Source organism: Herbaspirillum rhizosphaerae (genome assembly GCF_001189965.1).
Taxonomy (GTDB): Bacteria; Pseudomonadota; Gammaproteobacteria; order Burkholderiales; family Burkholderiaceae_D; genus Herbaspirillum; species Herbaspirillum rhizosphaerae.
In genome coordinates, this window is record NZ_LFLU01000013.1 from 117,614 (window position 1) to 136,159 (window position 18,546).

The window sequence follows — 18,546 nt, forward strand, 5'->3', positions numbered from 1 at the left end:
TGCGGCAAACAACATGGTGTCAATGTAGTGCCGCAGCCGCCGCAAAGAAATCGGACATCGCCGCTGCTGCTTGTAAGAATCGAGGAGTGTTGAAGAATCCCGACGCCTTTGCGTGTTGCCGCGGCAAACCCTGCACGGTCGATTCCTACAGCGATTTACCGCAGTGGCCGATAGAGATTGCCGGTGGGCAGGCCTATGCTGAACGGCAGTTGTTCACAAAGCCCTGCACTACCGTCCATTCATCCGCCAGACCAAGGATTCCCATGTCAACCACCGTTGCCGAGATGCTCGTCGAAACCCTGCATCGCATCGGCGTACGCCAGATTTTCGGCGTCGTCGGCGATGCGCTCAATCCCCTGACCGAAGCCGTGCGTAAAGACAAACGCATCGAATGGATAGGCGTGCGTCATGAAGAAGGCGCAGCGCTGGCCGCCGCCGGGCAAGCCAAACTGACCGGCAAGCTGGCGGTCTGTTGCGGCACCACCGGCCCCGGCGCCAACCATCTGGTCGCCGGCCTGTACGAGGCGTGCAAGGACCATGCGCCGGTGCTGGCGATTTCCGGTGGTGTGCCGGCCAGCCGGCGTGGCATCGACTACCTGCAGGAAAACGTGCCCGACCTGCTGTTTCGCGACGTCGCCGCCTATACCCAAACCATCATCAATCCGGCACAGGCGGTGCAAGTCGTGCACCAGGCCATCGCGCAGGCCTACCATCAGCGCGGCGTGGCGCATATCAGCATCCCGGCCGATGTGATCGGCGGCAAGATCGCCACTGGCGCATCAGTAGTGAGCATCAACACCTTGCGTCCGCAACCCGAGGTCATGCCTCCCGAGAGCGAAATCGGCCAGGCCGCGCGACTGATCGATGCCGCCAGATCGGTCGCCATCTTCGTCGGCAACGGCGGCCGTTCCAGCATCCAGGAGATCGCCGCCCTCGCAGAGAAATTGCAGGCGCCGGTGATCCATACTTTCCGCGGCAAGGACATGCTGCCCTACGACCATCCGCACTGGATAGGCGGCGTCGGCCTGATCGGCGGCGCCCCCGGCATGGATGCGATGCGCGATGCCGAGCTGCTGCTGATGCTGGGCACCGACTACCCCTATTCCGAATTCCTGCCGACACGCACCCAGACCATCCAGATCGACGAGCGCGGTTTTGTGCTCGGCCGCCGCATGCCGGTCGATCTCGGCATCACCGGCTCGGTCGGACCGGCGGTGGCGCAACTGCTGCAACAGGTACACGGCAAGACCGATGCCGCCTTCCTGAACAAGGTCGGCGATCATCGTCACAACTGGAACATGACGCTCGACAAACACGCCGCCCCGCCGGCCAATCCCGAAAAAGGCCCGATCAAGCCTCAATATCTCGCGCGGCGCCTCAGCGATCGCGCCAATGAAGACGCCGTCTTCGTGGTCGACACCGGCGTGGTCACGCTCTGGTGCGGCAACTGGATCCGCCAGACCGGCAAGCAGCGTATCCTGGCCTCCTTCAACAACGCCGCTGTCGGCACCTCGCTCGGCCAGGGCAACGGCATCCAGGCGCTGGACCGTGAGCGGCAGGTGATCGTGGCGGTGGGCGACGGCGGCTTTACCATGCTGCTGGGCGAATTCATGACGGCGGTCGAACACAAGCTGCCGGTCAAGGTGGTGGTGTTCAACAACCGCGAATGGGGACTGGTCCATCTGGAAATGGAAGAAGCCGGCCTGCCCGCCTTTGAAGGATCGAACTTCCCCAACCTCGACTTCGCCATGTTCGCCACCGCCTGCGGGGCCGGCGGCTATACCGCGAAGACGCCGGCGGAACTGGAAGAAGCCATGGGCCCCTTCCTGGCGTCGCCAGGACCGGCCGTGCTCAACGTCTTCATCGACCCGTCCGAACTGCCGGTCATGCCCCACATCAAGCTCGACCAGATCTGGCACTTCGGCATGGCCAAGATCAAGGAAGCGATGATCTCCATGGGCGGAAATTAAGACTAAACTGCGCTTGTTCCAACTTCGCACGAGGAAAGCATGAAACTCAAAGGCTCCTGCCACTGCGGCGCCGTGACCTTCTCGCTCGACAGCGACACGCCCTATCCGTATCAGCGCTGCTATTGCTCGATCTGTCGCAAGACCCAGGGCGGCGGCGGTTATGCGGTCAATCTCGGCGGCGACTTCCACAGTCTCAAGGTCAAGGGGGCCGACGACGTCAGCGTCTATCACGCCCGCCTCAAACGCAAAGGCGAAAAGCGCATCCACACCAGCACCGCGCAGCGCCACTTTTGCCGCCTCTGCGGCAGCGCCCTGTGGCTGTACGACCCGACCTGGCCGGACCTGGTGCATCCCTTCGCCTCGGCCATCGATACACCCTTGCCGACGCCGCCCGAATACACGCACCTGCTGCTCGATGACAAGGCGCCGTGGGTGGAGGTCAAGGCCGGCCGCAAGGACAAGCAGTTCGGACAATTCCCAAAGGAGTCGCTGCTGGAATGGCACCAGCGGCTGGGTTTCGCCGCCGACGATTGAATCCCGGACCTGCACGTCGCCGCATCCGTCCTACAAGGCATTCAGGTCCTGTCCGATGCCTGCGCAGATGCGACGGCGTTAGGCTTCGCTATCGACTCACCCTTCAGGAACCCACCATGGACACCCATCCGAACGAAACGCAGGCGCGCGAACACTACGCCGAAGAAATGGTGCGCCGCTATCGAGAACTGCGCCGCTGGGCCGTGGAAAACTGGCCCAATACGAAACAGCCGCTGGTGCAATCCGATTTCGTCGCCAGCGACCGCGAACTGCTGTTGCTGCTGGGCGCGCGCCTGCATGCCGGAGAACCGCAAGCCGGGCCGGCCAACGCACAGTACGAAGACGTGACGCCCATGCCCTGGCCGTAATCCGGCCATGATCTGGCTATGATCCGGGCATGAATCCGCCGCAATCCGGCCGGATCAGATGCGCCCGGTGTAGGAGCGGTTGCCCTGCAAATCCACATAGCGCGGCGGCGTCAGCGGATCGAAATCGTCCCAGTCGCCGTGATCGATATGGCCTTCGCTGCGTTCGATATCGGCCGCCTTGAGCGAATGCAGCAAAGCGATCGCCTGGTTTTCCTGCGGCGTGTCTTCCACCTCGACCGCCACGCGCATGCCGGCCTTGCGCACTTCCACTTCCTGGGTATGGCGAAGGCCGCGATCGGTGTCGTCGGTGGCATTGAGCGAGCCGACCAGCGAACCCACATGGGCGCCGACCAGACCGCCCAGCGCAGGCCCGACAGGTCCGGTCACCGGCGCCGTGGCCGACCCTACCGTTGCGCCGACAATCGCGCCGGTAGCCGCCCCGGCGGCAACGCCGGCATCGGTGTCCTTGGCGCCAGGCGATTTGTCGCGGTCGCCGCCGACTGGATACAAATCATGCTGGCCGGCCGGATTGAGATAAAAAGTGGTGATGGCGTCGCGCGGATAACCGGCCTGCACCAGTTCGTCCACGGCGTATTCGGTTTCGTCCTGCAGTTGAAATCTGCCGACAATGATAGAGGACATGATATGAATCTCCTTCCGGTTAGAGGTCATCGAGAGTCCCATGGGGCTCGCCCCTGGTCTGCGCCTGGTCTCACTGAAGGCTATCGCGGCCTGCCGGATGGTGCGATAGGCGCGCCACGCATTTGCCTGTAGGACTTGGCGTTAATCCTCCGCGCCCGACGCTAGCGCGACAACACCAGCAAATCGACCGGAAAGGTCTGGAGCGCTTCGCCCACGGCAATACGCTGTTCGCGCACCGCGCCCCGGCCGCCCGACAGGATGCTTTGCCATTGGCCGTCGGTCCATTCCAGCGGCAGATGCACGCGGGTATCGCCCCAGCGCTGCGGCGGAATCAGCGGCACAGCAGATTGCAGCGATTGCGCCGAATGGCCGCCCGCGATCAGGCGTGCGGCATGCCGGCTGCACAAGATGACCACGGTGAGATCGCCGGTGCTGCGGGCGAAGGCCAGCAGATGCTGCTCAAGTTCTCCCGTTACCGTGAGCGGGATGTAGTCGGCACTGGTCAGCAGGATTTCGCGGCCGCTGCGAAAATGCAGCAGCGTCCGGATCAGCTGCTGCTTGCAGGCCCCGTCGCGCCAGCCTTCCAGGGTCAGCGCGTGCGCCTGCTCGCGCGCCATCAGCTCCTGCCGCCAGGCATAGTCCACCGGACGGCGGTTGTCCGGATCGACCAGGCTGAAATCCCAGAGCTCGCAGCCCTGGTACAAATCGGGAATGCCGGGCGCCGTCAGTTTCAGCATCGTCTGGCTGAGGCTGTTGAGCACGCCGGCGGCGGCGATTTCCTGCACGAAACTGCGCAGCGCCGGCAAAAAATGATTGTCCGCATCCAGCCGCAAAATACGTTGCAGAAAGCCCTCGCAATGAGCCTCGTAGGCAAGATCGGGAGCGTTCCAGTCGGTGCGCCGCTTGGCTTCGCGCAAGGCCTTGCGCTGCCACTCGGACACGCGCCCGACCAGCTCGCCAGACTGCAGGGCCTTGGTCTCTTCGGCCTGCTGCAAGGGCCAGACGCCGATCAGGGTCTGGTAAAGCATCAACTCATCCACCGCATCGATAGCCGTCTGCACGCGCGCAGCGTGGTTAAGCGCGCGCCAGCGCTGCAAGATCTGCTGCCAGTGCGCCGGCGCTTCGCTCAGCACCGCCAGCCGCATGCGGCTGTCCTCGCCGCGTTTATGATCGTGGGTCGCCGTCGCCAGCATGCTGCAAGGGAAATCGCGCTGGCGCCGCAGCACGTCGCGATGAAAATCCTCCACCGGCAACGCCAGTTGCGCCGGCTCCGAACCCACTTCATTACGCGAGAGCAGCCGGCCGTAGCGATAGAACGCCGTGTCCTCGGTGGACTTGGCCGTCAACGGCGGCGTCAACTGCTGGAAGCGCGTCAGCGAGCGCCAGTGCAACTGACTGTGGCGCTCGTCCTGCATTTCCAGTTGCGGCGAATCCGCCAGCCAGGCGCAGAGGGCGTCGAGTGTAGCCTGATCCGGCTTGCGCAGGCTGTCGCGAACGCGTGCGGCCGTGGTGCGGATCAGGAAGGCGTCGCGCTTGTCGCAGCCTTCGCGATCGCCATAGGTGCGGTAGACCGGAAAATATGCCAGCAGCTCCAGCATGCAGCGCCGTATCGACATCAGCGAGATGTCGCGCGTACCGACCGAGGAGCGCGCCAGCGCATGCAGCGCGGAGGTGAGCGCATTGAATTCGCTGGCGAAATTCTGGCTCAGCAGGCGACGTCTGGCCGCCAGCACGACGAAGCCGAAACCGTCCGGGTCGGCGCGGTATTCCTTCCAGATCGCATCGAGCACCGTCGCGCCCTGACCGTCATGCAATACACCGCTGACCTGATCCATGAAGTCGTAGCCGGTGGTGCCGTCCAGTCCCCAGCTGTTGCGCAGGTTTTCTTCGGCCGCCAGGATTTTCTCGGCGATGATGTAGGGATGCATATTTGCCCGCAGTCCTTGCAGGCGCCTGCGCAGCTGCTGCACATAGGCGGCCGGATCGGCCAGACCGTCGATATGATCGATGCGCACGCCGTCGATCAGGCCCTCGCCGTACAGACGGAACAGGGTTGCGTGCGTCGCCTCGAAGACCTCGTCCTGCTCTACCCGCATGCCGATCAGGTCGCCGATTTCAAAGAAGCGGCGCCAGTTGATTTCGTCGCCGGCATTGCGCCAGTCGCACAGGCGGTAGTGCTGGCGTTCCAGCAAGGCGTGCAAGGCCTGCATCCCGTGCGGCGTCGCGGCGGAGAAGTTGGCCAGCGCGGCGTGCACATCCGCCAGCGCTTCGGGATCTTCCACGGCCTTGCCCAGCACCTGCCAGGCATGGTCGGCGGCTACGCAACGCTCTTCCTGCACCGCTGCTTCCTGCACGCGGCGAAAGGCCGACACCGCCTCGCCCAGCCGCAGCGCATCGGCGGCGGACAGGATCTCGACGTAGTCTTCCGGCGCGACCGGCAGGCGGTTGCCGGGAATCTCGATATGCAGGCGTGCGGACGCCGGCTCGAAACCCAAACCGATTTCCCCGTCCCGCAACACCTGGCCGTACGCGCGGCCCAGCACCGGCAGCAAGACCTTGCCGTGCAAGGCCGGGTCGGCGCCCAGCCACTCGATGTCGAACCAGTTGGCGTAACGGCTGTGCCGGCCCCACAAGAGGACGTCGCACCACCAGGCGTTCTGCGCGCCGATCGCCATATGATTGGGCACGATGTCGACGATCAATCCCATGTGCCGGGCATGCAGCGCCTGCACCAGCCGGCGTAGCGCTTCTTCGCCGCCCAGCTCGGCATTCACGCGATCCGGATCGACGCCGTCGTAACCGTGCGTCGATCCGCTGCGGGCCGTCAGGATCGGCGAGGCATACACATGGCTGATGCCCAGCGCGGCGTAATAGTCGATCTGCGCCAGTGCATCGTCGAAGGTGAAGCCGCGGTGAAACTGCAGGCGGATGGTGGCCCGGATGGCGGTTGGCGGCGGACGGACGGCATTGGTGGCGCTGGTGTAATCGATGGTGGACATGGGATGATTATTTTTCTGCGCCGATGCGCTTGAGCAGGCGCATGCGCCGGCGGCATGTCGTCTGCTCCAGCAGGCTGTCCGCCGTCGCCGGCAAGCGGCGTTGCCAGTTGGGATGGACGGCGACGGTGCCGGGCAGATTGGGTTGTTCGTCGAGGCCGAGCAGATCTTCCACCGGCAGCAAGGCCAGCGGCGCCGGCGTATGTGCGATGTAGGCGGCGGCGCCGTCGACCACGGCTTCCGGCTGATCGTCGGCGGGTTGCCCGCCGCTCACGCAACCGGCGTCGAGCAAGGCTTGCCACAGCGAACTCCGGTCTTGCTTGCGGTCGTCAAGCGCCTGTGCTGCCGTGTCGCCCGGCATCAACAGGTCGAGTTCGGCGCGCCATTCAATGTCGCGGCCGCGCCACCAGCCTGCCACGGTCGGCAGATCGTGTGTGGACGTGGTGGCGATGGCATGCGCCGGCCACGCCTTGGGCGCCATGAACCGCCTTTGCTCCCGCTCAAACCAGAGCACGCCGATGCCAAGCAATCCGCTGTCCTTCAATTGCGCATCGAAACCTTCCGGCACGGTGCCGAGATCTTCGCCGATCACAATGGCGCGATGCCGCCACGACTCCAGCGCAATCAGGCGCAACAGATCCTGCGCCGGATAGCGCAGATAGGCGCCGTCATTGGCGTCGGCGCCTTCCGGCGTCAGCCACAGGCGCGTCAGCCCCATCACATGATCGATGCGCACGCCGCCGGCATGGGCAAACACGGAACGCAACATCGCGATGTAAGAACGGAATCCTTCAGCCCGCATCGCCAGCGGCGAAAACGCGCCTATGCCCCAGTTCTGTCCGCGGGTATTGAGCAAATCAGGCGGTGCGCCCACCGATAGGCCGGCAATCATTTCTGCGCTGTGGCTCCAGGCCTGGCTGCCGCCGTTGTCGGCGCCTACCGCCAGGTCGGCGATCAGGCCAACCGCCATGCCGCTGTCGCGCGCCGCCTGCTGGGCGTGCTGCAAACCGCGCGCCGCCTGCCACTGCAGAAAGATGTGGAAGTCGATCTCGCCGCCCTGCTCTTGCGCAAAGCGACGCATCTCCGCCGAATCGGGACGATGGCAGCGTTCCGGCCAGTGCCGCCAGTCGCTCGCGATGCCCGGCGTCCTGGCCGCCAGCGTGTGATGCAGCGCTTCGAACAATGCGTGGTCGGCCAGCGCCTGTCCGCCCTGCAGACGAAACGCGGCGAATTCGGCCGAAGGCGCGCCCTGCATGCGGAACATGCCATACAAGCGCCGCAACAGTTGCAGGCGATGACGCCCCGCTTCCGGCCAGTTGACCTGGGACGCCTGCTCCAGACGCAGTTGCAGCGCAGTCGCTTCCGGGCCTGCTTCCTGCAATGCCTGGCGCAGTGCATCGCGTCCCAGGATATTTGCAGGGTCGATGTGCAGCACATTGAGGAACAAGCGGCTCGAGGGCGAGTACGGGCTGAAGCGATGCGTGTCGGCGGCAAACATGGCGTGCACCGGCGAGATCGCCAGCGCGCTTGCGCCTTCCTTGCCGGCCTTCGCCGCCAGTTGCGCCAACCCGCCGAAGCTGCCGATGCCGCCGTCGTTGTCGCTGCGCAATCCGTAGAGTTGCAGCGCCAGCCCCCAACCGTGCCGGCCGGCGTCGCCCTTGTCGAGAAAGGCGTCCGCCACGCTGTAGCAACGCGGCGGCGCCACCGCCAATGTGACTTCGATGCCGGCCACCTGCAGCCGGTGATAACCGTAGCGGTCGATGGCGGCAATGGTCGGTGCTTCGCTGCCGTTACCGTCCTTGCCGGATATCTTGCGCGCCACGCGCTCGCCGGTCTCCAGAATAATCAGGCAGGATTGTCCTTGCAGGCCGCATTGGGCCGGCAAGACGATGTCCTTGCCGATTTCAGCAGTGATCAGCGGCGGCAGCGCGGCTGAGCGGTTGATCTCTTGCAGACGTGCGCGGCTTTCATCCGCTTGCCGGTGGCTGTCGCACGGCAGACCGAGCGTCGCCAGGATGGTGCGCAGCGATGCCGGCGATACCGTTTGCGGCTGGTCGTAGGCATCGATCCAGTTGACCGCGATGCCGGCCAGCGCCGCCAGGTTATAGACGGCCTGGTCGTAATCGCTGACGCTTGTCTCTTCAGGCCGGGTGTTCATCTTGCCGCCTCCATGATCACCAGGATGGAATGCGGCGGCAACACGCCGCCCGCCAGTGCATCGAGTACGCCGCCGCTATCGAACAGCACGTCGGCCCCGGCCGGCGTCGCAAGCGTATCCAGCGATTCGTTCACGGCCTGCTTGCCGAGATTGACCGTGATGCACAGCACCGTGGCATTGTTGAGCCGCCAGCGCGCATACACCGCAGCGGGGCCGATGGCTTGCGCATCCAGCGCAACGGCGCCGGGCAGGAAAGGCGTGATCGCTTCGCGCCGGATCATCAGCAGGCGGTAGCACCAGCCCATCCACTGCCCCGCGCTGCCGTCTTCTTCCGGCGCCACCGGTTCGGGAATCGACGCCATGAACGTGGAAAAACTGTTCGGATCCGGCAAGGCGTCGAGCGCTGCAGGATCGGAAAATTCCGGGAAGCGGGAAAACTCTTTGCGCCGTCCGGAGCGCACCGCCTCGGCGAGCTTGTCGTCGGCGTGGCTGGTGAAGTAGTAAAACGACTGCGCCGCGCCGTATTCCTCGCCCATGAACAGCATCGGGATTTGCGGCGACAACAGCAGCAAGGCCTGGGCCGCACGCAAGGCCGCCGGATCGGCCAGCGCCGTCAATCGTTCGCCGCGGGCCCGGTTGCCGATCTGGTCATGGTTTTGCAGGAACAGCACGAACGCCGTCGGCGGCAGCTCCACGCTGCTCTCGCCGCGCGTCTCGTTGTCGCGGTACGGCGACGGCTCGCCCTGATAGATGAAGCCTTCGCGCAGGCAGCGCGCCAGCTTCTCGGCCGGCTGGATCGCGTAGTCGGCGTAGTAACCGCCGGTCTCGCCGGTCAGCAGCACATGCAGGACGTGATGGCCGTCGTCGTTCCACTGCGCCTCGTACTTGCCGCCACGGCGCTTGCCGGCGCCGCCGTCGAGCAGCGACGCGGCATTGCCGTCATGCTCCAGCACCAGATGCACGTGGCGCTTTTCGAGGCCGATTTCCTGATCTTCCAGCGTGATCGCCGTGCGCACTTTTTCCGCCAGTGCACGCAGCCAGTTCTGGTCGCAGATGGCGTGCACGGCGTCCAGCCGCAAGCCGTCAAAACGATACTCCTGCAGCCAGTACAAGGCGTTCTGCGCAAAGAAGTCGGCGACCTCGGGACGATGGAAATCGATGGTCTGGCCCCAGGGCGTCGCGGTGTCGCTGCGGAAGAACGGCGCATAGCTGGCCAGATAGTTACCGTCCGGTCCGAAGTGGTTGTACACCACGTCGAGGAAGACCATCATGCCGAGATCGTGCGCGGTGTCGATCAACTGCTTCAACTGTTCCGGCGTGCCATAGCTGGCATCGGGCGCATACGGCAGCACGCCGTCGTAGCCCCAGTTGTAGGCGCCGGGGAATTCCGAGACCGGCATCAGCTCGACCGCCGTGATGCCGAGTTCGGCCAGCTCCGGCAGGCGCTGCATGACGCCGGCAAAGCCGCCCAGCGCGCCCACGTGCAGCTCGTACAGCACCGTCTCATGCCACGGGCGGCCGCGCCAGTCCAGCGTCTGCCATTCATAGGCCGAGGCGTCGATGACCACGCTGTCGGCATGCACGTCGCCGGCCTGGCAGCGCGACGCCGGATCGGGCACCTTGATCTCGCCATCGATCTGCGACATCAGCACATAGCGATACTGGGTCAGGGCCTCGCACTCGGTTTCGACTTCAAACCAGCCGTCTCCCGATTCCGAAGGCGCCATCGGCACCCGGCGCTGTCCATCGAGTTCAACCGCAGCCGTCTTGGCCAGCGGCGCCCACAGGCGAAAACGCGTGCGGCCGCTGCCCTGGTATTCGGCGCCGAACGGCAGCTTGTAGTGGAAGCGAACATTATTGGGATGAAGCGGAACCAGACTATTCATGATTGTTCCCTGCATGGGCGATTGGCGAATACCTGCACGCTGTGGGCCGCGACTTCAACACTGGTCCCGTTGTAAACATCAGCGGATGCCGCACCGTCGGGAATATTGCTGTCGATGAGCAGGTAGTGCGCATCCTCGGGACGCGGAAAAGTGAATTCGATGGCTTCGTGCCCTGCGTTGAAGAACATCAGGACGATGTCCGGCGACGGCGGCGCCTCCGTATCGGCTGCTTCGGTTGCGACATTGCCCGTGCCGGCGTACTGCAACGTCAGCGCGCGCGCCACCGGGTTTTGCCAGTCTTCGACGGAAATCGGCGTGGCGCGCTCGTCGAACCAGGCGACGTCGTGCAAGCCCTTGCTGATCTCGCGATGGCCGTGCAAAAAATGATCGCCCTGCAATACCGGAAAATCGCGCCGGATCGCAGTCAGGCGGCCCACGTAGGTGGTCAGCGCCACCGCCGCCTCGCTGCCGGCGGCGTTCCAGTCCACCCACGAGGTCTCATTGTCCTGGCAATAGGCATTGTTGTTGCCGTTCTGGCTGCGATGGAATTCGTCGCCTGCCAGCAGCATCGGCGTACCCTGCGCGAGAAAAACGCAGGTCAGCATCGAGCGCTGCACCGTCTCGCGCAATTGCAGGATGACGGCGTCGTCGGTCGCGCCTTCCACGCCCCAGTTGGCGCTGTAGTTGTCGTTATGGCCGTCGTTGCCGTTTTCGCCGTTGGCTTCGTTGTGCTTGGTCTCGTAACTGACCAGGTCGCGCAAAGTGAAGCCGTCATGCGAGGCGATGAAGTTGACCGAGGCCCACGGCTTGCGGTGATGATGGTCGAACAGATCCGACGAGCCCAGCATGCGTCCGGCGAACTCGCCGCGCAAGCCTTCGCCGCCGGCCCAGAAATGGCGTACGCCGTCGCGGAATTTGTCGTTCCATTCGGCAAAACGCGGCGGATGCTGGCCCAGCTGGTAACCGCCCGGGCCGATATCCCACGGTTCGGCAATGAGCTTGAGCTGCGACAGCACCGGGTCTTGCATCAGTGCGTCGAAGAAGCCGCTATGCGGATCGAAGCCGGTCGGTTCGCGCCCCAGCGTCGAGCACAGGTCGAAACGGAAGCCGTCGATGTCGAACGCCTGCGCCCAGTAGCGCAGCGAATCCAGCACCATCTGGATCACCCGCGGATGCGACATGTTGACGGTGTTGCCGCAGCCGGTATCGTTGATGTAATAGCGCTCCTGCCCGGGGATCAGCCGGTAATAGCTGGCATTGTCGAGACCGCGAAAACTCAGCGTCGGCCCCAGTTCGCTGCCGGAACAGGTGTGGTTGTAGACCACATCCAGGATCACCTCGATGCCGGCGGCGTGGAAATGCCGCACCGCCATGCGCACCTCGTTGAGGTCGCCGGTGGACAGGTAGCTCGGCTCCGGGGCGAAGAAGCCCAGCGTGCTGTAACCCCAGTAATTGCGCAGGTCGCGCTGCAGCAGGAAATTTTCCTGCAGGAAGGAATGCACCGGCATCAGCTCCAGCGTGGTGACGCCCAGTTTTTGCAGATGCGCAATGAAATCGGGATGCCCCAGCGCCGCAAAAGTGCCGCGCTCGTGCGGCATGACGCCTTCGCGCAGCATGGAAATGCCGCGCACATGCGCTTCGTAGATCACGGTCTTCGACCACGGCACGCGCGGACGCGGATAGTTCTGGCCGACCGGCATCTCTTCGATCACGACGCCCTTGGGCATGGCGGCGGCGCTGTCGCGGCGGTCGTAGCTGAGGTCGCCCTTGGGCGAATGCAGGCGATAGCCGAACAAGGCGTCGGTCCAGCGCACCTGCCCCACCAGCTTGCGCGCATAGGGATCGAGCAGCAGCTTGTTGGGATTGAAGCGGTGCCCCTTTTGCGGCTCGTACGGGCCGTAGGCGCGATAGCCGTAGACCAGTCCCGGCGAGGTGTCGGGCAGATAGCCATGCCACACCTCATCGGTGCATTCGGGCAGCATCAGGCGCTCGACTTCGCGGCGTCCGGTGGCGTCGAAAATGCACAATTCCATCTTGGTGGCATGCGCGGAAAACACGGCGAAGTTGATGCCGAGTCCGTCGAAACGGGCTCCCAGAGGATACGGCGCTCCGGCTTGCAGTTTTCTTGGCGTGATCAGTGTCATTGTTGTTGTCTCAGGTTAGCGGCGGCGCAGGATGATGGTGGAAAGCGGCGGCAAGGTCAGCAGGACGGACGCTGGATAACCGTGCCACTCCTCCTGCTGCGCAGTCACGTGCCCGGCATTGCCGAGATTGCTGCCGCCGTAGATGTCGGCGTCGGTGTTGAGAATTTCCTCCCACTCGTACTGATTGGCGGCACCGGGCGGCACACCGATGCGGTAGTTGTGGCGCAGCACCGGCGTCATGTTGACGACCACCAGCACGGTGGCGTCGCCTTCATCGCCATGGCGGAAGTAGGCAAACACGCTGTTGACGCTGTCGTTGCCGACCACCCAGGAAAAGCCTTCGGCACGCGTATCCCAGCGGTGCAGGGCCGGTACGTCGACATACAAGCGGTTGAGGTCGCGCACCAGGCGCTGGATGCTGCGGTGGCGCGGATCATCGAGCAACTCCCACTGCGGCGACTTGTCGTGGTCGAACTCATCGTACTGGCCGAACTCGCTGCCCATGAACAGCAGCTTCTTGCCCGGATGCGTCCACATGAAACCGAAATAGGCGCGCAGGTTGGCGAACTTCTGCCAGTAGTCGCCCGACATCTTGTTGAGCAGGGTGCGTTTGCCGTGCACCACCTCGTCGTGCGAAATCGGCAATACGAAGGATTCCGAAAACGCGTAAATCATGCCGAAGGTGAAATCGTGATGGTGGTAGCGGCGATAGATGCTGTCCTGCTCCACATAGCGCAAGGTGTCGTGCATCCAGCCCATGTTCCATTTATAGGAAAATCCCAGGCCGCCCTGCTCCACCGGCGCCGTCACGCCGGGCCAGGCGGTGGATTCTTCGGCGATCATCAGCGCGCCGGGACAGCGCTCGGCGACCGTCTGGTTCAGCTCACGCAGGAAGGCGACCGCCTCCAGGTTTTCGCGGCCGCCGTGGACGTTCGGCACCCATTCGCCGGCGTTGCGGCTGTAGTCGCGGTACAGCATCGAGGCGACAGCGTCGACGCGCAAGCCGTCGACGTGGAAATGCTCCAGCCACTCCAGCGCGCTGGCGATCAGGAAACCGCGCACTTCATGCCGGCCGAGGTTGTAGATCAGCGTATTCCAGTCCTGATGAAAACCCTCGCGCGGATCGCCGTGTTCGTACAGCGGCGTGCCGTCGAACAGCGCCAGGCCGTGCGGATCGGAAGGAAAATGGGCCGGCACCCAATCGAGGATCACGCCTATGCCTTCGCCATGGCAGGCGTCGACAAAACCGGCGAAATCCGCCGCAGAGCCGAAGCGCGCGCTGGGCGCAAACTGCGACAGCGGCTGATAGCCCCAGGAACCGCCGAAAGGATGTTCCATCACCGGCAACAGCTCGACATGGGTGAAGCCCATGCCCTTGACATAGGGAATCAGGCGTTCGGCCAGCTCGTTCCAGTCGAGGTTGCGGCCGTCTTCTTCAAGGATGCGCATCCACGATGCCGCGTGCACTTCATAGATGGACATCGGCGCCTGCGCCGACTGCCGCTCTGCACGCTGCCGCATCCAGGCTTCGTCGTGCCAGCGCCGGCCGCTGCGGTCGTCGATCACGCGCGAGGCGGTGGCCGGCGGCGCCTCGGTTGCACGCGCCATGGGATCGGCCTTGGCCGGCAGCACGCGGCCGTCGGGGCCGACGATTTCATATTTGTACAGCGCGCCGTCGCGCAGCCGCGGAATGAACAATTCCCAGACGCCGGCGCTCTGGCGCAGGCGCATCGGATGGCGGCGGCCGTCCCACTGGTTGAAGTCGCCGATCACGGAGACGCGGCGCGCATTCGGCGCCCACACGGCAAAGCGCACGCCGTCGACGTCGTCAATCGTGACTACCTGCGCGCCGAGGCAGCGCCCCAGCTGGCGATGGCGGCCTTCGCGAAGCAGGTGCAGGTCGAAATCGCTCAGTTGCAAGCCGAAGGCGTAGACGTCTTCCGTAATCTGCACCTCTTCCTTGCCGTCGGCGGCCGGCCACGCCACATGCAAGACATAGGGGATCTCGCGCCTGGCGGCATGGGCCGGCAACACGACTTCACCGTAGAAGATGCCGTTGCCCTTGTCACCGTCCTTGTCGCCGCCTTCCGCGCCCAGCTGTTGCAGGTTGCCCAGCAGGACGCCATGCGGATCGGGCTCGTCGGCCGGCCGTGAAAACACCTGCACCGCGCAGGCGCCGGGGTAATAGCAGCACAGCCGCAATGCCTGTTCATCCTGCGGCAACCTGGCGTAACGCGGCCCGAGCAGCGCAAACGGATCGCCCAGCGTGCCTTGCTGCAAGCTGGCAGCCAAGGCCAGGTCTGGTAAATGATCGCGGTCGGTGTCCATGGTGCTCATCAGTTGCGGCAATGCCATCGTTGCTCCCTTTTTTTGCTACTGCTTTTTACTATCCAATAATCGATTTGCGATGGTGTAGATGCCGTGCAGAGGCACGTGCATCCAGGCCGGCCGGTTGGCGGCTTCGTAGCAAATCTCGTAGGCTGCTTTTTCCAGGGTGAACAGATCGAGCAAGTCGTTCTGCGCCGACAGCGGCAGGCTTTGCGCCAATGTCGGATTGCCGACGCGATAACCTTCCAGGAAAGCGGCCTGGCATTCCGGTGCAAAGCGCTGCAAGACATGCTCCTTGTCGGCGCGGGCGGCTTCGTCCAGATCGCCCGGACCCATGTTGTGGCCGAAAGCCGCCGCATAGTCGAAGGAGCGCATCAGCCCGGCGACATCACGCAGCGGACTGCCTTTGGCGCGCCGTTCTTCCAGCGAGCGCGCCGGTTCGCCTTCGAAATCGATGATGAAGACGTCGTTGAACGCGATCAGCACCTGCCCCAGATGCAGGTCGCCGTGCAGGCGCATGCACAGCGAATTTTCGCCGGCCTGCGCCAGCTGCTCGATGCGTTTGAGCAAGGGTTCGCGTTGCGCCAGCAGACGCCCGACCTGGCGCGCTTCGTCGATGTTGACCCAGTCGTTCTTCTTGCGCAGGATCTCGCAGGCGGCATTGAGCTGCGCGGCGGCCGAGCGCGCCCACGATTGCCAGGTCGATGCGCGCACGGTTTCCGGTGCAAACGCGGGATCGTCGCTGGGCTTGCCAAGCAAGGTGTGCATCTCGCCCAGGCGTTGGCCCAGCAGGCGCGAAAAGGTGGCGAGTTCGGCCAGCGCGGTATTGGTGTTGCTGCGGTGGTGCTGGGCCGGATCGCCCGGAGCGTCGCTCTGGATCGCGCGCTCCAGCGTATCCATGGTCCATTGCCAGGCATCGCCCTGGTTGTCGACATAGCGTTGCAGCACGATCAGCGCATACGGCGTACCGTCTGCGCCTATGCGCGTGACTTCGCCCAGCGTGGCCGGGACGTTGGGGAAACCGTGGCCGGTCAGGTAGCGTCCCATCTCGATTTCCGGATGCACGCCCGGCTTGACCAGGCGCAGCACCTTCATGACCATGGCGTCGTTGATGACGACCGAACTGTTGGACTGCTCCTGCGCGACGCGGCGCAATTGCAGCGGCGCCTTGAGGACGGCGGCGTCGAAGGCGGCGGTCGGGACGAAGCGCAACTTGCCCTCGCCGGCCGGCACTTCGGCGTCTTCCGCCAGCAGTTCCAGCACGGTCATGATGAAAGAGTCGAGTGCAAACGCGTCGGTCAGGAAACCGACATGCCGGTTGCGCCGCACACGCGACAGCGCCAGCTGATGCGGCAAGGCCGAGACCGTGTCTTCCTCGCGGATGAAGCCCAGCGGCAGCAGGTAACGCTGCACCTGCCCGCCGGCGTGCACTTCGATCTCGCTCAGCACCACCGGCAGATTGCCGGGCACGTTCTTCGACATCGGCAGCGTGGTGGCGTCGACCATCTCGACCGCATCGATCTGTTGCTGCTTGCCGGCGTACCAGCGACGCTTGAGAAGGTAATGCGGCAGCACTTCGCGTTCCAGCACGGTGCGTGCCGGCGACTCCATGATTTCCCCGACGCCCTGGCGCAGCACCAGCGTCACATACTCGGGCAAAGGCTCGGGCGTAGCGGCGTACCAGGACGGCATGTTGGCCTCGGTCGCCAGCAGGAACCAGTAGAAGCCGAACGGCGGCAGCGTCAGCAGGTAGTTGAGCTTGCCGATCGGCGGGAACGCCGTGCCGCCCATCATCTCGATCGGGATGCGCTCGGCGAAGGCGGACAATTCCAGTTCGACCGCCTGCGCCGATTGCGACAGGTTGGCGACGCATAAAATGGTTTCTGTCGCGCCGCCTTTCTTGGGATCGCTGTACTCGCGCAGGTAGGCCAGGATCTTGCGGTTGCTCGGGTAAATCAGCTTCAGCGTGCCGCGGCCGAAGGCCTGGTGCAGCTTGCGCACATTGAGCAGCCGGCGCATCCAGTTGAGCATGGAGTGGCGGTCGTCGTTCTGTGCTTCGACGTTGATGGTCTGGTAGCCGTATTGCGGATCCATCAGCGGCGGCAGCACCAGTCGCGCCGGATCGGCCCGCGAGAAGCCGCCGTTGCGGTCCAGCGTCCATTGCATCGGCGTGCGCACGCCGTCGCGGTCGCCCAGATGGATGTTGTCGCCCATGCCGATTTCATCGCCGTAATAGATCACCGGCGTGCCGGGCATCGACAGCAGAAAACTGTTGAGCAGCTGGATGCGCCGCCAGTCGCGTTCCACCAGCGGCGCCAGCCGGCGACGGATACCGAGATTGAGGCGCGCGCGGCGGTCCGGCGCGTAGAAATTCCACAGATAGTCGCGCTCGGCGTCGGTGACCATTTCCAGCGTCAGCTCGTCGTGGTTGCGCAGAAAAATCGCCCACTGGCATTCGGCCGGAATATCCGGCGTCTGGCGCAGGATGTCGGTGATCGGAAAGCGATCCTGGCTGGCCAGCGCCATGTACATGCGCGGCATCAGCGGAAAGTGGAAAGCCATGTGGCATTCGTCGCTGTCGCCGAAATACTGCTGCACGTCTTCCGGCCACATGTTGGCTTCGGCCAGCAGCATGCGGTCGGGATATTTGCGGTCCATCTCGGCGCGGATGCGCTTGAGGATGGCGTGGGTCTCGGGCAGGTTTTCGTTGGAGGTGCCTTCGCGTTCGATCAGGTAAGGCACGGCATCCAGCCGCAGGCCGTCGATGCCGAGGTCGAGCCAGAACGACATGACGTTGAGCACGGCTTTGAGCACTTGCGGATTGTCGAAATTGAGGTCGGGCTGGTGCGAATAGAAGCGATGCCAGAAATAGGCCTTGGCGACCGGGTCCCAGGTCCAGTTGGATTTTTCGGTATCGAGGAAGATGATGCGCGTGCCGCTATAGCTCTTGTCGTTGTCCGACCAGACATAGAAGTTGCGCGCCACCGACCCGGCCCGCGCCTGCCGCGCGCGCTGGAACCAGGGATGCTGGTCCGAGGTGTGGTTGATGACCAGTTCGGTGATGATGCGCAGGCCGTGCTCGTGCGCGGCGGCGATGAAGCGTCGCACATCGCTCATGTTGCCGTAATCGGGATGGACGCCCTTGTAATCGGCGATGTCATAGCCGTCGTCGCGGCGCGGAGATGGATAGAACGGCAGCAGCCAGATGGTGTTGACGCCTAGACCCTTGATGTAATCGAGCTTCTTGATCAGGCCGGCGAAGTCGCCGATGCCGTCGTCGTTGGCGTCGAAATAGGACTTGACGTGGATCTGGTAAATGATCGCGTCCTTGTACCACAACGGATCGTCGGTGAAGCGCAGACCGGCCCGGCCGGCACGCGTGGCCTTGGCTTTTTCCGCCTTGCTGGTGCTTTGTTTGCGGCCTTTGCCGCCATCGTCTTTGCCGCTCTTGCCGCTTTTGTCGTCGCCGGCCGGCGGTTCGCGTTTGCGCAGGATGGCGCCGTCTGAAGGAATATCCATC

General features: G+C 64.1%; 10 protein-coding genes. 3 read left to right on the forward strand and 7 right to left on the reverse strand.

The genetic code is table 11. The features are described 5' to 3' along the window. Nucleotides 1-263: 263 nt before the first annotated feature. From AKL25_RS17165 to AKL25_RS17175, 3 genes are all read left to right on the forward strand, one after another. The gene (locus AKL25_RS17165; RefSeq protein WP_050478930.1) at nt 264-1,970 is read left to right on the forward strand and encodes a thiamine pyrophosphate-binding protein; all 1,707 of its coding nucleotides are present in this window, start codon (nt 264-266) and stop codon (nt 1,968-1,970) included. A gap of 39 nt (nt 1,971-2,009) precedes the next feature. Continuing rightward, the gene (locus tag AKL25_RS17170) at nt 2,010-2,504 is read left to right on the forward strand and encodes a GFA family protein (protein WP_050478931.1); all 495 of its coding nucleotides are present in this window, start codon (nt 2,010-2,012) and stop codon (nt 2,502-2,504) included. A 116-nt stretch (nt 2,505-2,620) separates the two neighbouring features. Further along, nucleotides 2,621-2,872, forward strand: a complete 252-nt coding sequence (locus AKL25_RS17175) for a hypothetical protein (protein WP_050478932.1) — start codon at nt 2,621-2,623, stop codon at nt 2,870-2,872. A gap of 54 nt (nt 2,873-2,926) precedes the next feature. On the opposite strand, the gene AKL25_RS17180 is transcribed toward AKL25_RS17175, so the two are convergent. The 7 genes from AKL25_RS17180 to treS all read right to left on the reverse strand — a co-directional run bounded on the left by AKL25_RS17180 (nt 2,927) and on the right by treS (nt 18,545). Continuing rightward, nucleotides 2,927-3,514, reverse strand: a complete 588-nt coding sequence (locus AKL25_RS17180; RefSeq protein WP_050478933.1) for a hypothetical protein — start codon at nt 3,512-3,514, stop codon at nt 2,927-2,929. Between the two features lie 161 nt (nt 3,515-3,675). After that, nucleotides 3,676-6,513 carry a malto-oligosyltrehalose synthase gene (treY, locus tag AKL25_RS17185; protein WP_050478934.1) on the reverse strand — a complete coding sequence of 946 codons (2,838 nt, stop codon included), beginning with the start codon at nt 6,511-6,513 and terminating at the stop codon, nt 3,676-3,678. 7 nt (nt 6,514-6,520) lie between these two features. Then, a complete protein-coding gene (malQ, locus tag AKL25_RS17190) occupies nt 6,521-8,668 on the reverse strand; it encodes a 4-alpha-glucanotransferase (RefSeq protein WP_050478935.1) in 2,148 nt (715 codons plus the stop codon). Beyond that, on the reverse strand, nt 8,665-10,554 hold the full coding sequence (gene treZ, locus AKL25_RS17195) for a malto-oligosyltrehalose trehalohydrolase (RefSeq protein ID WP_050478936.1): 1,890 nt from the start codon (nt 10,552-10,554) through the stop codon (nt 8,665-8,667). Before treZ ends, malQ begins: the two co-directional genes overlap by 4 nt. Beyond that, on the reverse strand, nt 10,551-12,698 hold the full coding sequence (gene glgX, locus AKL25_RS17200; protein WP_050478937.1) for a glycogen debranching protein GlgX: 2,148 nt from the start codon (nt 12,696-12,698) through the stop codon (nt 10,551-10,553). Before glgX ends, treZ begins: the two co-directional genes overlap by 4 nt. A gap of 15 nt (nt 12,699-12,713) precedes the next feature. Then, nucleotides 12,714-15,035 (reverse strand): 1,4-alpha-glucan branching protein GlgB, encoded by a 2,322-nt coding sequence (gene glgB, locus AKL25_RS17205; protein WP_240475784.1) that lies wholly within the window; start codon nt 15,033-15,035, stop codon nt 12,714-12,716. Nucleotides 15,036-15,071: 36 nt separating this feature from the next. Beyond that, a complete protein-coding gene (gene treS, locus AKL25_RS17210; RefSeq protein ID WP_083444757.1) occupies nt 15,072-18,545 on the reverse strand; it encodes a maltose alpha-D-glucosyltransferase in 3,474 nt (1,157 codons plus the stop codon). Nucleotide 18,546: the final 1 nt, after the last annotated feature.